Below are 15,749 nucleotides of genomic sequence, written 5' to 3'. Positions count from 1 at the left end.
AAGTGGCCTTGGCAAAAAAAATCACTGGCAAACCTACCCGCGTCTATGCGCCACTAGCCCCCTTCCTTAATTGTGCGTAAAGGTCGGCGCCCATCGCCCGACCTGTCTGGAGATTCCCGTTATGAGCGAGAGTGTGTTTGCCGATCGCATCGTGCAGAACTTGCTCGACACCGACTTCTACAAGCTGACCATGATGCAGGCGGTGCTGCACAACTACCCCAACGTGGAAGTTGAATGGGAGTTTCGTTGCCGCAACAGCGAAGACCTGCGCCCGTACCTGGCGGAGATCCGCTACCAGATCGAGCGCCTCGCCGAGCTGAGCTTGAGCCCCGACCAATTGGGGTTCCTGGAACGCATCAGCTTTATGAAGCCGGATTTTTTGCGTTTTCTCGGGCTGTTTCGCTTCAACCTGCGCTATGTGCAGACCGGCATCGAGAACGGCGAGTTGTTTATCCGCCTGCGCGGGCCGTGGCTGCATGTGATTCTGTTTGAAGTGCCGATGCTGGCGATCGTCAGCGAAGTGCGTAACCGCTACCGCTACCAGACGGTGATCCTCGAACAGGCCCGCGAGCAGCTGTACCGCAAGTTCGACTGGCTGACGGCCAACGCCAGCAGCGACGAGCTGGCCGAGTTGCAAGTGGCCGACTTCGGCACGCGCCGACGCTTCTCATACCGCGTGCAGGAAGAGGTGGTCAGCGTGCTCAAGCATGACTTCCCCGGGCGTTTTGTCGGCACCAGCAACGTACACCTGGCCCGCGAGTTCGATATGAAGCCGTTGGGCACCATGGCCCATGAATGGATCATGGCCCACCAGCAACTCGGCCCGCGCCTGATCGACAGCCAGATCGCCGCCCTCGACTGTTGGGTCCGCGAATACCGGGGCCTGCTGGGTATCGCCCTGACCGATTGCATCACCACCGACGCCTTCCTTGGCGACTTCGACTTGTACTTCGCCAAGCTGTTCGATGGCCTGCGCCATGACTCCGGCGACCCGGTGCAGTGGGCCGAAAAAGCCATTGCCCACTACCACAAGCTGGGCATCGAGCCGATGAGCAAGACCCTGGTGTTCTCCGACAGCCTGTCGTTGCCCAAGGCCCTGGAGATATTCCGCGCGTTGCGTGGTCGCATTAATGTGAGCTTCGGCATCGGCACCAACCTGACCTGCGATATTCCAGGGGTGGAACCGATGAGCATCGTGCTTAAAATGACCGCCTGCAATGGCCAGCCCGTCGCGAAGATCTCCGATGAAGCGGGCAAGACCCACTGCACCGACCCGAATTTTGTCGCCTATTTGCGTCATGTTTTCAAAGTACCTGCCATCTCTAGCAAGGAGTGAATCATGCAAGCCGTACAGCGTGAGATTGCTGAACAGCTCAAGGTCCAAGCGCCGTTCAAGGACCAGACCGCCCTCGAGGCCGAAGTTGCCCGGCGCGTAGCGTTTATCCAGGACTGCCTGCGCAATTCCGGGCTCAAGACACTGGTGCTGGGCATCAGCGGCGGCGTCGACTCCCTGACTGCCGGCCTCTTGGCCCAACGCGCGATGCAGGAACTGCGCTCCCGCACCGGTGACGAGGCCTACCGCTTTATCGCCGTGCGCCTGCCCTACGAAACCCAGTTCGATGAAATCGATGCCCAGGCCTCGGTGGACTTTATCGACCCGGACGAGCGCCACACCGTGAACATCGGCCCGGCGGTGAAAGCCCTGGCCAATGAAGTGGCGGCGTTTGAAGGCAAGGCGGCGGTGTCCCGCGACTTCGTGCTCGGCAACACCAAGGCGCGCATGCGCATGGTGGCGCAGTACACCATCGCCGGCGCGGCCAGCGGCCTGGTGATCGGTACCGATCATGCGGCGGAAGCGGTGATGGGCTTTTTCACCAAGTTCGGCGATGGCGCCTGCGACCTGGCGCCGTTGAGCGGCCTGGTGAAAAACCAGGTACGCGCGATTGCACGGTTCTTTGGTGCGCCGGAGTCGTTGGTGGAGAAGGTGCCGACGGCCGACCTTGAAGACCTGTCGCCAGGTAAGCCGGATGAAGCGTCACATGGCGTGACCTATGCCGAGATCGATGCGTTCCTGCACGGTGAGCCGGTGCGTGAGGAAGCGTTCCGGATTATTTGCGAGACGTACCGCAAGACCGAGCACAAGCGGGTGATGCCGTTTGCGCCTTGAGGTGAGCCAGATAGTGGTGTGTTGATTGGCAGGCAGTCATCGGGGGCAAGCCCCCGATGAACGATAACGCGGTCTTACTTCAGGACCACAGTGCCTTTCATCATCGAGATGTGGCCCGGGAACGAGCAGAAGAACGCGTAATCCGTACCGGCCGCCAGTTTCGAGACATCGAAGGTCACCGAATCCTTCTCGCCGGCACCAATGATCTTGGTGTGGGCGATGATGCGATCGTCACCCTCTTTCAGGTAGTTCTTGTCGATGCCAGCAGCCATGCCATCAGTGGCAACCGGCTGCATGTTGGCGGCGCTGGTCAGCACCCAGTTATGACCCATGACGTTTTTCGGCAGGCTGCCGGAGTGAGTCAGCTCGACAGTGAACGTCTTGCAGCTCTTGTCGATCGTGATTTCCTTGGTGTTGAAGGACATCTGGTCAGTGGAGTCGACGGTGACCTTGCACTCTGCAGCAAGCAACTGGCCGCTGGCCAGAGTCAGCAGGGAAACAGCAACGAGTTTGGCAAACATGTGAATCTCCAAGGCAGGGTTTAAACAACGCGTAATGCGACAAGGGTGCCTGAGGCAGGCAAAAATTCTTATGACCTGAATCAACAGATTGTATACAACTTTAGGCTATCAGACTTATCGACACAATCAACCAGCCAAAGTGCCGCAGGCTGTCTATGATCGGCCCATCACCCACTGGAGCCCGAGCCATGCACCTCAACCAACTGTTCAATGGCCTCCTGGCCGCGTACGCCTGCGGTAAGTGAAGGCCAAGCGCCCCTTGAAGCTGCTACCATGTCGTCCCAAGGCAGCTGCGCGCCGCCACCCTCACCTTCGACCCTAGAGGATCGCCCATGGCCAAACCTAATTACTCCTTCGCCAAACGTCAGAGAGACTTGGCCAAGGAACAGAAGAAAGAGGAAAAACTGCAACGCAAGAAAGCCGCTGTCGATGAAGAAGCGGGCGCACTGAACCCGGATGCCGAAGGTGAAGTGGCAGCAGACGAGACTGAAACCCCGAAAGACCCGGCTGAATAATTATTTACTGTAGGAGCGAGCTTGCTCGCGAAGAACGTCAACGATAACGCGGGAAGCCAAGATCAACGCGGCGCCCTCAGGTTCTTCGCGAGCAAGCTCGCTCCTACATCAGCGGCATCACCGTCACCCGCACCTCCGGGTCATGGGTCCCTCCCCCCAGAATCACCCCACGCAACGGCGACACATCGGAGAAATCCCGGCCCCAGGCCAGGGTGATGTGCTCCAGCGCCGGCTGCACATTGTTCGTCGGATCGAAATCCACCCAGCCCGATACCGGGCAATACACCGAGACCCACGCGTGGGAGGCATCGGCGCCGATCAGCCGTGGCTGGCCGGGCGGTGGCTGGGTGAGCAGGTAGCCGCTGATATAACGCGCCGCCAGGCCGCGCGAGCGCAGGCAGGCGAGCATCAGGTGGGCGAAGTCCTGGCACACGCCGCGTCGGCGCTCCAGCACCTCCACCAGCGGCGTGGCGACCTGGGTAGCTTCGGCATCGAAGGTGAATTCGCTGAAGATCTTTTCCATCAAGGCCTGCACCCCCAATAGCAAGGGCGCACCAGGAGGGAAGCAGCTCTCGGAGAACTCGACGAAGGTCTTCTTCAGGTGTACGTAGGGCGATTCGAAGCGATAACGACAGGCTTCGATCAACTCGGGCGACAGTGGCTGGCTGCTGTAGGTCAGGCTGTCGCGGGTCTGGTCCCAGGCGGGCGAGTGCTGGAAATCCAGCACCGGCCGCGCCAGCACTTCCACAGTCAGCCCAGCGTTCACCAGTAATTCATCATGGGGCCGCTCGAAAGCCAGGCGGGTGATCGGGTTGCCGAACACGTCCAGCTCATCCCGGCGTGACGACGGCTGCGGGCTGATATCCAGTTGCTGGTCGCTGCAACGCTGCCAGGCGCACGGCCTCGGCCATAAATGCGCGAGCTGCTGGGCCAGGGACACCGGGCTGTCGTAGTGGTAATGGGTATCGTGGAAAATCTGGTAGCGCGCACTCATCACACCGACACCGTTTGCTGACTGACATCATCCACATGGGCAAAGTGGCGCAAAGCCAGACGATCCGACACTTGCCCACTCTCATCGGCGACCGCCTGCAGCAGGTCGGCCAGGCCTTCCAGTGCGGCACGCACGCTGGATTCGCCAAACAACGGGTTCTCCAGGCACGCCAGGTCGAAACGCGCCAGGCGCTCCACCAACGGCGCCAACCCGGTCTCCCGTGGCACACCGAAATCATCATTAAGACGGCGCAGGGTACGGCTCACCAGTTTCAGCTGGAACAGCACCGCGTGGGGGTTCTGTTCATCCAGCAACAACAAATCCAGGACCGGAATCAGCTGCGGCACCGCCAGGTAGCGCGAGCGGTAGGTGATGCTGCTGTTGCCGAGCTCCAGCAACCACTCCAGGCCCGCTTGATCGAACACCGCCACGCCGCGCAGGAATGCCGCCAGGCTGCTGCTGAGAAATTGCAGGCGCTCGATGCGCCGGCCCATCATCAGGAAGCGCCAGCCTTCGTCGCGGGTCATGTCGTCGAGGGCAAACCCGGACAGCGCCGCCAGGGACATTACCAGGCGGTTGAGAAAGTCCAGCAACTCACCAAAATCCGGGCTTTCGCTCTCCAGCTCCAGGGCTTCGCGCTGCAACTCCACCAGGGCCTGCCAGTTCTCACGGGACAACTTGCCGCGCACCTGGGACGCCGCCCACTGCAAGCGTTGCAGGTTGGCGCGCAGGCTCGACGGCCAATCATCGCCGAGCAAGGCCGCCTGCAAACGCTCGGGCAGCTCGCCCTCCTCCGGCAGCAGGCGCAGGTTTTCACCCAACTCGACCGCCGCCTGCAAGGCCAAGGGGTCGTCGCCGTCGACATAGCGCGCCAGCACGATGCGCAGCCAGCGTGCGCTGTCGTCGCAGCGCTCGCAGTAACGGCCGAACCAGAACAGGTTTTCCACCACGCGGGACGGCAGATAAGGGTCGCGGCGCACCAGGTCGTGTGCACCAATCGCGCGCTGGGCGCGCCAATGCTCGCCACTGCTGGCGCGTTCGCCCAGCACCCAGGTGTCCTTGCTGGCGCCGCCGCGTTGCATCGACACCACTTCGGCATCGGCGTCCGCCGCCACACGGGTCAGGCCGCCGGGCAGTACGCGGTAGCCCTCCGCGCTGGCCACGGCATACACGCGCATGCCGATGGCGCGGTGTTGCAGGTGATCCTCCACGGTGTGCCACACCGGTGCCTGGGACAGTTGTGCCAGCTCCTGGGCGACGTAGGCGTAAGGCCGCGCGCGCATGCGTTCGGCCAAGGCCTGGCGTTGCTCGTCATTCAAGTCGCGACCGAATACCGGGGCAAAACTTTGCGACGGAAACGCCGGTTTGATCAGCAGTTCCGGCAGTTTCTCCAAGGCCTCGGCGAGCACCGGCGCCTCACCGCACCACCAGGTGGCGATGGAGGGCAAGAGCAATTCTTCGCCGAACAGGAACTGGTTGATCCTGGGCAGAAAGCCGAGCAAACCGGGGGACTCCAGCACGCCGCTGCCCAGGGCATTGGCCACCAGTACATTGCCCTGGCGCGCGGCGTCGAGCAGGCCGGGTACGCCGAGGGCGGAGTCGGTACGCAGCTCCAGCGGGTCGCAGAAGTCATCGTCGAGGCGACGCATGATCGCGTGCACCCGGCGCAGGCCACTGAGGGTTTTCAGGAACACCGTGCTGTCGCGCACCGTGAGGTCGCCGCCTTCCACCAGCGGGTAGCCGAGCTGACGCGCGAGGTACAGGTGTTCAAAATAGCTTTCGTTGAAACGCCCAGGGGTGAGCAACACGATCAGCGGTGGCTGGTCATCGCTCGGCGCCTGGCGGGCCAGGGTTTCCTGGAGCGTGCGGAAGAAACCGGTGAGGTGCTGCACCTGCAGATCACGGTACAGGTCCGGAAAGGCGCGGGACACGATGGTGCGGTTTTCCAACGCATAACCGGCGCCCGAAGGCGCTTGCGTACGGTCGGCGGTGACCCACCAGCGGCCATCCGGGGTACGCGCCAGGTCCACGGCATACAGGTGCAGAAACGCACCGTCAGGCGGTTGGATGCCCTGGCACGGCCAGAGGAAATTGTTATGCCCGAACACCAGTTCGGCCGGCAGCAGGCCTTCCTTGATCAAGCGTTGCGGCCCGTAGAGGTCCGCCAGTACGGCGTTGAGCAGGCGCGCACGCTGGGCGATACCGGCTGACAGCTGCTGCCATTCATCGGCCGCCAGCACATGGGGCAGCAGGTCCAGTTCCCAAGGGCGATCGGCGCCCTTGGGGTCGGCGTAGACGTTATAGGTGACGCCGTTTTCCTGGATCTGCCTTGTCAGCAGCGCCTGGCGCTGGGCCAGTTGCGCGGGTGTGCTGCGTTGCAGGTGATCGAGCAAGCGCTGCCAATGGGCGCGTACTGCGCCACTGTCGTCCAGCAGTTCGTGATAAGTACCCGCGGTCAGCGGGTATTGGTCGAGCAAGTCGGGCATGGAACGCTCGGCAGAGGCAAAGGGGCTCAGTTTAATTCAAATTCACTGCAATCTAATGTGGGAGGGCGCTTGCTCCCTCCCACATTGTGATCGCTTTTAGTCATTTTTATTGGGGTGACGCCGCAGATCCAGGGTCATCGGCAATTCGTCATTGATCACAACACTCGGCACGGTGAGCTTTCCTGGTGTATGGCCGAGACGGAAAAACCGCGCCATGCGCCGGCTCTCCGCCTCATTGGCGTTTACCGGCAGGCTGTCGTAGTTACGCCCGCCCGGATGCGCAACATGGTACTGGCAGCCGCCCAGGGAGCGCTGCATCCAGGTGTCCAGCAGGTCGAACACCAGCGGCGCGTGCACCGGGATGGTCGGTTGCAGGCAATTGGCCGGTTGCCAGGCGCGGTAACGCACGCCGGCGACGAACTCGCCAATGCGCCCGGTCGGTTGCAGCGGCACCGGGATGCCATTGCAGGTCAGCAGGTAGCGTTGCGGCGGCAGCCCACTCACCTTCACCTGCAAGCGCTCCAGGGACGAATCCACATAGCGCACCGTGCCGCCCACCGCGCCCTCTTCGCCCAGTACATGCCAAGGCTCCAGGGCCTGGCGCAGTTCCAGTTCGATCCCGCTGACGGCGTAATCGCCCACCTTGGGGAAGCGGAACTCCAGGTGCGCGGCGAACCATTCGGCGCGTAACGGGTAACCGGCGGCGTTCAACTCGACGATCACGTCGGCAAAATCCTGCTCGATAAAGTGCGGCAACAGGAAGCGGTCATGCAATTCGGTGCCCCAGCGCGCCAGTTTCGGCGGCGCATAGGGTTCACGCCAGAAGCGCGCCACCAAGGCCCGCAGCAGCAATTGCTGGGTCAGGCTCATGCGTGCGTGGGGCGGCATTTCAAAGGCCCGCAACTCGAGAAGGCCCAGGCGGCCCGTGGCACCGTCGGGCGAGTAGAGTTTGTCGATACAGAATTCGGCGCGGTGGGTATTGCCCGTTACGTCGATCAACAGGTTGCGCAGCAGGCGATCCACCAACCAGGGCGGGCATTCTTCACCCGGCTGCGGCATTTGCGCAAAGGCGATTTCCAGCTCATACAGCGCGTCGTTGCGGGCTTCGTCGACCCGCGGTGCCTGGGAGGTCGGGCCGATAAACAGGCCGGAAAACAGGTACGACAGCGAGGGGTGGTTATGCCAATAGCTGATCAGGCTGCGCAGCAGATCGGGCCGGCGCAGGAACGGCGAATCCTTGGGCGTCGCGCCCCCCAGCACAAAGTGGTTACCGCCGCCGGTGCCGGTATGGCGGCCGTCGATCATGAACTTCTCGGTGGTCAGCCGGGTCTGCCGCGCCTCCTCGTAGAGGAATTCGGTGCGTTCCACCAACTCGTCCCAGGTCGCGGACGGCTGCACGTTGACCTCGATCACACCCGGATCCGGCGTGACGCGGAAGTTGCTCAGGCGCATATCGAACGGTGGTTCGTAGCCTTCCAGCAGCACCGGGCAATGCAATTCCTCGGCGGTGGCTTCGATGGCGGCCACCAGTTCCAGGTAATCCTCGACGCGTTCCAGGGGCGGCATAAACAGGTAAAGGCGCCCTTCCCGCGCTTCGGCACACAGGGCGGTGCGGGTCAGCCAGTCGGCGGACTCGTCGACCTCGGGCACTCGCTCGTCGCTCGGCGCGGGGGCGCCATGGCTTTGCAGTTGCGTGCTGGTCGGCAGTTCCGGCTGATCCTGGTTAGGGTCGGTGGGGTGCACGAACGGATACTCCGCCGCCGTCACCCACGGCTGCGAGGCCAACGGCAGGCGATAGCCCAGCGGCGAATCCCCCGGCACCAGACGGCAATGGTTATCGCGCAGGTACCAGCGCCCGCTCTGCCAGCGGTCATTGGCCGCCGTACGAGCCAGCGGCAGTACCTGACCGATGACTTTATCCAGGCCCTGGCTGAACACCTTGCGCAAGCGTTCGCGCTCCAGTTCGTCGCTCAAGCGCGGGTCCTGGGCCGTGACGTTTTGCGGCAACGCACCTTCACGCCACAGGTAGTAGAAGTTGTCTTCGAAGGCCGGGAATACAAAGCGCGCCGGCAACTTCAGGCGCTCGGCGACGCTGGCCAGGAAGCGCCCGGCCATTACGCCATCGGCGCCGTAGTCCTGTTGTTCATCGGCGATCAGCGCGCTGTTGTGCCAGATGGGCACGCCGTCACGGCGCCAGTAGCAGTTAAGCGACCAGCGCGGCAATTGCTCGCCGGGGTACCACTTGCCCTGGCCGAAGTGCACCAGGCCCTTGGGCGCGTAATGCTTGCGCATGCGCTGGAACAGTTCGGCGGACAAGCGCCGCTTATCCGGCCCGAGGGCTGCGGTGTTCCACTCGGCGCCGTCGGGGTCGTCGATGGAGACGAAGGTCGGCTCGCCGCCCATGGTCAGGCGTACATCATCCTTGAGCAGGTCGCCATCGATCTGCCGGCCCAGGGCCTGGATCGCCAGCCATTGCTCTTCGGTGTAGGGCTTGGTGACCCGTGGCGCTTCCCAGATGCGCTCCACCGACATCTCGTGGGTAAATTCGCACTCGCAGGGTTCCACCAGCCCACTGATCGGCGCGGCGGACGATGGATCGGGACTACAGGCCAACGGGATATGCCCTTCACCGGCGAACAACCCGGAGGTGGCATCCAGGCCGATCCAGCCGGCACCGGGCAAATACACTTCGCACCAGGCGTGCAGGTCGGTGAAGTCGACTTCGGTGCCGGAGGGGCCGTCGAGGGCTTTGACGTCGGCGGTCAGCTGGATCAGATAACCGGACACAAACCGCGCCGCCAACCCGAGGTTGCGCAGCAATTGCACCAGCAGCCAGGCCGAATCACGGCAGGAGCCGGAAGCGTTTTCCAGGGTGAATTCCGGGGTTTGCACCCCCGGTTCCATGCGGATCAGGTAGCCGATGTCGGCGGCCAGGCGCTGGTTGAGGCCCACCAGGAAGTCCACGGCCGGCAACGGCGTGCGGTCGATACCCGCCAGGTAGGCGGCAAACCTCGGCGTCAGCGGCAGGGTTTCCAAGTACGGCGCCAGCTCGCGCTGTTCATCGGCGGCGTAGCTGAAGGGGATTTTTTCGGCGTAGGGCTCAAGGAAAAAATCGAACGGGTTGAACACCGCCATCTCGGCGACCAGGTCAACCTCGATGCGCAGTTCATCGGTCTTTTCCGGGAACACCAGACGCGCCAGGTAATTGCCCTGGGGGTCCTGCTGCCAATTGATGAAGTGCTGCTCGGGCAGCACTTTGAGTGCATAGGACAAAATCCGCGTACGGCTATGGGCCGCCGGGCGCAGACGCACGATCTGTGGGCCAAGTTCGACCGCGCGGTCGTAGCGGTAATGCGTAACATGGTGCAACGCGACATGAATCGACACGGCGGCCTCCTGCGAGCCAGGGCATGGACACAAAGCGCGCAAGACTTATGCCAGAGCGGCGGTCATTGCGCTTTATCGTAAGACCCGGTGCAGTACAGCACCAAAACGGCGCCGACGGTGGTGTCGTGGTGCAGGCGCCGCACATATTTGTGGCGTTAATGTGAGGATGGGTGGCGAATCTACCCAATCAACGGGTTTTGCGCTTTGCGATTACGGCTTGGCGCAGGTGGCGTATCTCGGACAGTTTTTTGCGCATTTCGCGGTGGCGTTTGCTATTTAGCAGCAGTAAACCCAACAGCGGGAAATAGCGCGCGAGAAAACCGTTTATCGAAGGCGGCTCCTTCACATGCGACTACTCGATCTGACGGTTGATTTGACCGCCTGCCGAATACGACGGATTCCCACGAGTTTCGTGCGCATCTCTCGTTGAACCTTACTGTTAAGTGTCAATAATCCGAGCAATGGGAATAACAGCGCCAACCCATAAAGGACTTTGTGGGGCTGGAATTGAACCATCGGAACTACAAACAGTAGACAGGCGACATAGATACCGACCATTACCCACACCCAGGAGGGTCGGCCCCGCAAAATCATAAAGTTGCTATGGACCGTCAACAGAATGAGCAGCGCCCCGGCAGACATGATCTTGAGCCCCACTTGAGCCATCGGCGCATCACGAAAATAGGTGATGAACGCCAGCGCCACAGCCAACGCCAAAGAAAAACACGCAGCAAATACGCCGCCCATAAACGTCAGAAAGTATTGTCTGAAAAAGTCGCGTAGCGTCATCAATTCGCTCATTCGCTTACCTCCTCGTACAGTCCAATCGCGATGGTGTTGACGTTTCCGGAGTAGGCACTCCCGCCAAACCCAACGCTTGCGCCCAGGACGTCTTTGATCTGGGTAGTGGTGCTGTGCTTGAGCTGCGTAGGGGTGAAACGCTTGGTGAGTTCGCCCGACGCCTGCCTCAATTTGATCATCTTCGCGGTCAAGCTGGGATGGTTGATGCTCAGCAGCTCTTTCGTCAGCTTGGCTCTTTCCTGGCGATTCAAACCGCGAAGCACATCACGCAGGCTCTTGCCCGTCGATGCTTTGGCGGCCCTGACCAGCTTGACCGTCGTCAGGGCCGAAGCGCCCACGCCTGCCAGTGATACAGCGTCCAGCACGATGGACGCATTCTGGTACCAGCCTTCACTGTCGAGCGAATCCTTGACCTCAGGTTTGGCGACTTCCAGCGCTGTTCGGGCAATGCCGTTGAAACACTGAAGCGTACTTGCGCCGGCAGCCGCATACCCCACTACAACGATGACGGAACTGGCGCCAGCGCTGAAAGGCACCAGAATTGTTCCACTGGCGATCGCAGCCCAACTGATGACCGCCCCCAAGCAGGAGATTCCGGTATTCACGGCTTCGCCAATCAGTCGCGATTCTCGAGGATTGCTCACGACATGTTGAGCAAACTGTGTTGGCGCAATGTACTTCTGCGCTTCACGCAAAATGATGCGCTTGGGCTTGATGCTGCAGATGGGCTTGAATTCGCGCAGGGTAATGACATTGAAGTCAGCGTCGATATACACCACCCCCGCGCCGACGATGCTGGGGTCGGCGTCGATGGCCGCGAACAGCCGTGGCAGGTTGATCAGGCTTTCGATGCGCTGGCGCGCCATGAACTGGGAGCGGTTGGAGTCCATGCCGATGCCGGCCAGGGGGTTGCCCATGGGGTGTTCTTCCTTGAAGGGGTGGAGACTGGACTGACGCTATCGGGGGCAAGCCCCCGATGGCAATTTAATGGGCGCCACCTTAACAAACAGACTCCCCACCGCCTAGAAAGCAAAACGCCAGCACAAGGCTGGCGTTTGCATTTTCAAGCGACGATCAACGCGGCACGACCGGCTTGCGGGCCGGCTTGCCGCCCTTGCCCTTGGCCGCATCGCTGCGTTCCTTGGCCGCCTGCTTGTTACGCGCCTGGGCCGCCGCCTTGGCTTGCTCACGCTTGTCCCACGGGTTGCTGCCGTCGCTGCCACGGGGCGGCAGGCCGGTGTGCTGGGTAAGGATCCTGGTGGTAGTTTCCTTGGCGACCTTGTGGCTACCGGCCGGCGTCGAGTTCTTGCGACGGGCGCTCTGGTAGCTGTCGGTGCTCGGCTGGTGCAGCGGGATCAGTTGGTCCTTGCCCGGCCCGATCAGGTCGGCACGGCCCATGCGGGTCAACGCTTCACGCAGCATCGGCCAGCCCTTCGGGTCGTGATAGCGCAGGAACGCCTTGTGCAGGCGGCGCTGCTCCTCGCTCTTGACGATGGTCACCGCGTCGCTCTTGTAGGTGACCTTGCGCAGCGGGTTCTTGCCCGAGTGGTACATCGCGGTGGCGGTGGCCATCGGCGACGGGTAGAACGCCTGCACCTGGTCGGCGCGGAAGCCGTTGCCCTTGAGCCACAGGGCCAGGTTCATCATGTCTTCATCGGTGGTGCCCGGGTGAGCCGCGATGAAGTAAGGGATCAGGTACTGCTCCTTGCCCGCTTCCTTGGTGTACTTCTCGAACATGCGCTTGAACTTGTCATAGCTGCCAATGCCCGGCTTCATCATCTGGTTGAGCGGACCTTCCTCGGTGTGTTCCGGGGCGATCTTGAGGTAGCCACCGACGTGGTGGGTGACCAGCTCCTTGACGTATTCCGGCGACTCGACCGCGAGGTCGTAGCGCAGGCCGGAAGCGATCAGGATCTTCTTCACACCCGGCAATGCACGGGCGCTTCGATACAGCTGGATCAACGACGAGTGGTCGGTGTTCAGGTTCGGGCAGATACCGGGGAACACGCACGACGGCTTGCGGCACGCGGATTCGATTTCCGGGCTCTTGCAGGCAATGCGGTACATGTTCGCAGTCGGGCCGCCGAGGTCGGAGATCACACCGGTGAAGCCCGGCACCTTGTCGCGGATCTCTTCGATTTCGCGAATGATCGACTCTTCGGAACGGTTCTGGATGATCCGCCCTTCGTGCTCGGTGATCGAGCAGAAGGTGCAGCCGCCGAAGCAGCCACGCATGATGTTCACCGAGAAACGGATCATGTCGTAGGCCGGGATCTTCTCCTTGCCGTACGCCGGGTGCGGAACACGGGCGTAAGGCATGCCGAACACGTAGTCCATTTCTTCGGTGGTCATCGGAATGGGCGGCGGGTTGAACCACACGTCCACTTCGCCGTGCTTCTGCACCAGGGCGCGGGCGTTGCCTGGGTTGGTTTCCAGGTGCAGCACGCGGTTGGCGTGGGCATAGAGCACGGCGTCGCCACGGACTTTTTCCACCGAGGGCAGGCGGATCACGGTCTTGTCGCGGGTCATGCGCGGGCTGGCCAGGATCTGCACGACCTTGGCTTCTTCCGGATCATCGACCGGCCCCTTTTCCTGCTCGATGGCGCAGGCCTGGGTGTCCTGGGTGTTGACGTACGGGTTGATGATCTTGTCGACCTTGCCCGGGCGATCGATACGCGTGGAATCCACTTCGTACCAGCCGGCTGGGGTATCGCGACGGATGAACGCGGTGCCGCGCACATCGGTAATGTCTTCGATCTTGTGGCCCCACGACAGGCGCTGGGCGACTTCGACGATGGCCCGCTCGGCGTTGCCGTACAGCAGGATATCGGCGGTGGCGTCGATCAGGATCGAGTTGCGCACGCGGTCCTGCCAGTAGTCGTAGTGGGCGATGCGGCGCAGGGATGCTTCGATGCCGCCGAGTACGATCGGCACGTTCTTGTAGGCTTCCTTGCAACGCTGGCTGTACACCAGGCTGGCGCGGTCCGGGCGTTTGCCGGCCATGCCGCCTGGGGTGTAGGCGTCGTCGGAACGGATTTTCTTATCGGCGGTGTAGCGGTTGATCATCGAGTCCATGTTGCCGGCCGCGACGCCGAAGAACAGGTTCGGCTCGCCCAGTTTCATGAAGTCGTCTTTGGACTGCCAGTTCGGCTGCGCAATGATCCCGACGCGGAAGCCCTGGGACTCCAGCAGCCGGCCGATGATGGCCATGCCGAATGACGGGTGGTCCACGTAGGCATCACCGGTGACGATGATGATGTCGCACGAATCCCAGCCAAGCTGATCCATCTCCTCCCTGCTCATCGGCAGGAATGGCGCAGGGCCGAAACATTCGGCCCAGTACTTGGGATAGTCAAATAACGGCTTGGCTGTTTGCATGACGGTGACCGGTGTTGAGATGAAAAATCGCGGGCGCGGAATATAGCACAAATTTTGACCAATTCCGACGGTAATGGTCGGAATTGAGCAGACGGGTTATTCGTCGTCGTCGAAGTTGTAGCTGCCCGGCGCCAGGTTCTCGAAGCGCGTGTATTTACCGATGAACGCCAGGCGGATAAAGCCGATCGGGCCGTTACGCTGCTTGCCGATAATGATCTCGGCAATGCCTTTGTGCTCGGTCTCGGGGTGATACACCTCGTCGCGGTACACGAACATGATCACGTCGGCATCCTGCTCGATCGCTCCGGATTCCCGCAAGTCGGAGTTCACCGGGCGCTTGTTGGGGCGTTGTTCCAGGGAACGGTTGAGCTGGGACAGTGCCACCACCGGGCAGTTGAATTCCTTGGCCAGGGCCTTGAGTGACCGGGAGATTTCGGAAATTTCGTTGGTCCGGTTATCGCCGCTGGAACCCGGGATCTGCATCAACTGCAGGTAGTCGATCATGATCAGGGCGATGTCGCCGTGCTCACGCACCAGGCGGCGGGTACGTGCACGCATCTCGGACGGGCTGATACCGGCGGTGTCATCGATAAACAGCTTGCGGTCGTTGAGCAGGTTGACCGCCGAGGTCAGGCGCGGCCAGTCGTCGTCTTCCAGGCGACCGGCACGCACCTTGGTCTGGTCGATACGGCCGAGGGACGACAGCATACGCATGATCAGCGATTCGCCTGGCATCTCGAGAGAGTACACCAGTACGGTCTTGTCGCTGCGCAACACGGCGTTTTCCACCAGGTTCATCGCAAAGGTGGTCTTACCCATGGATGGACGACCGGCGACGATGATCAGGTCGGACGGCTGCAGGCCGCTGGTCTTCTCGTCGAGGTCGGTGTAGCCGGTGGAAATACCGGTGATGGCGTTGTCGGTGTTGAACAAGGTGTCGATGCGGTCGATGGCCTTGGTCAACAGGTCATTGACGCTGACCGGGCCGCCGGTTTTCGGGCGCGCTTCGGCGATCTGGAAGATCTGGCGCTCGGCTTCGTCAAGGATTTCGGCGGCGGTGCGACCTTCGGGGTTGAAGGCGCTGTCGGCGATTTCGGTGCTGATGCCGATCAACTGGCGCAGGGTGGCGCGCTCGCGAACGATCTGGGCATAGGCCTTGATGTTGGCGACGGACGGCGTGTTTTTTGCCAGTTCACCCAGGTAGCCCAGGCCACCGACCTGGGAGGTCTGGCCTTCCTTGTCCAACTGCTCGGCCAGGGTCACCACGTCGATTGGGGAGTTCTGGTCGGCCAGCTTGGCGATGGCACGGAAGATCAGGCGGTGGTCATGACGATAGAAATCACCGTCCGAGACTTGATCCAGCACGCGTTCCCAGGCGTTGTTGTCCAGCATCAGGCCACCGAGCACGGCCTGTTCGGCCTCGATGGAATGCGGCGGCACCTTCAGGGCAGCGGTTTGCAGATCGTATTGCTCAGGAGCTGAAATATCGTTCATGGCCAC

At 61.8% G+C, this 15,749-nt stretch carries 11 protein-coding genes; 3 read left to right on the top strand and 8 right to left on the bottom strand.

Annotated elements, in window-relative coordinates:
* Window positions 1-121 precede the first annotated feature (121 nt).
* Window positions 122-1,336, top strand: coding sequence for a nicotinate phosphoribosyltransferase (gene pncB, locus BFP99_RS09390; protein ID WP_065947132.1), 1,215 nt, complete (start codon window positions 122-124; stop codon window positions 1,334-1,336).
* Between the two features lie 3 nt (window positions 1,337-1,339).
* Complete coding sequence (nadE, locus tag BFP99_RS09385; protein ID WP_065947131.1) at window positions 1,340-2,167, top strand: ammonia-dependent NAD(+) synthetase; 828 nt, start codon at window positions 1,340-1,342, stop codon at window positions 2,165-2,167.
* Between the two features lie 74 nt (window positions 2,168-2,241).
* Here the strand turns inward: nadE and azu are convergent, their stop codons facing one another.
* Window positions 2,242-2,688 (bottom strand): azurin, encoded by a 447-nt coding sequence (azu, locus tag BFP99_RS09380; protein WP_027607696.1) that lies wholly within the window; start codon window positions 2,686-2,688, stop codon window positions 2,242-2,244.
* Window positions 2,689-3,020: 332 nt separating this feature from the next.
* On the opposite strand from azu, the gene BFP99_RS09375 reads away from it, so the two are divergent.
* Window positions 3,021-3,203, top strand: coding sequence for a hypothetical protein (locus BFP99_RS09375; RefSeq protein ID WP_032890516.1), 183 nt, complete (start codon window positions 3,021-3,023; stop codon window positions 3,201-3,203).
* Window positions 3,204-3,306: 103 nt separating this feature from the next.
* Here the strand turns inward: BFP99_RS09375 and BFP99_RS09370 are convergent, their stop codons facing one another.
* From BFP99_RS09370 to dnaB, 7 genes are all read right to left on the bottom strand, one after another.
* The gene (locus BFP99_RS09370; protein WP_065925613.1) at window positions 3,307-4,197 is read right to left on the bottom strand and encodes a transglutaminase family protein; all 891 of its coding nucleotides are present in this window, start codon (window positions 4,195-4,197) and stop codon (window positions 3,307-3,309) included.
* Window positions 4,197-6,683 carry a circularly permuted type 2 ATP-grasp protein gene (locus BFP99_RS09365; RefSeq protein ID WP_065925614.1) on the bottom strand — a complete coding sequence of 829 codons (2,487 nt, stop codon included), beginning with the start codon at window positions 6,681-6,683 and terminating at the stop codon, window positions 4,197-4,199. The genes BFP99_RS09370 and BFP99_RS09365 overlap by 1 nt, the downstream gene beginning before the upstream one ends.
* 96 nt (window positions 6,684-6,779) lie before the next feature.
* Window positions 6,780-10,070 carry a transglutaminase family protein gene (locus BFP99_RS09360; protein ID WP_065947130.1) on the bottom strand — a complete coding sequence of 1,097 codons (3,291 nt, stop codon included), beginning with the start codon at window positions 10,068-10,070 and terminating at the stop codon, window positions 6,780-6,782.
* Between the two features lie 342 nt (window positions 10,071-10,412).
* Window positions 10,413-10,871, bottom strand: a complete 459-nt coding sequence (locus BFP99_RS09355; protein ID WP_024073094.1) for a hypothetical protein — start codon at window positions 10,869-10,871, stop codon at window positions 10,413-10,415.
* Window positions 10,868-11,788: an NAD synthetase gene (locus tag BFP99_RS09350; RefSeq protein ID WP_065947129.1), complete on the bottom strand. Its 921-nt coding sequence runs from the start codon at window positions 11,786-11,788 to the stop codon at window positions 10,868-10,870. Before BFP99_RS09350 ends, BFP99_RS09355 begins: the two co-directional genes overlap by 4 nt.
* Window positions 11,789-11,945: 157 nt before the next feature.
* A complete protein-coding gene (locus BFP99_RS09345; protein ID WP_027607690.1) occupies window positions 11,946-14,249 on the bottom strand; it encodes a YgiQ family radical SAM protein in 2,304 nt (767 codons plus the stop codon).
* 96 nt (window positions 14,250-14,345) lie between these two features.
* Entirely contained in the window at window positions 14,346-15,743 is a 1,398-nt protein-coding gene (gene dnaB / locus BFP99_RS09340; protein WP_017526410.1) for a replicative DNA helicase, read from the bottom strand.
* Window positions 15,744-15,749: the final 6 nt, after the last annotated feature.

The organism is Pseudomonas sp. 1 R 17 (assembly GCF_900067035.1).
In the GTDB taxonomy this organism is placed as follows: Bacteria; Pseudomonadota; Gammaproteobacteria; order Pseudomonadales; family Pseudomonadaceae; genus Aquipseudomonas; species Aquipseudomonas marginalis.
This window is presented reverse-complemented; position numbering and strand designations above follow the sequence as displayed.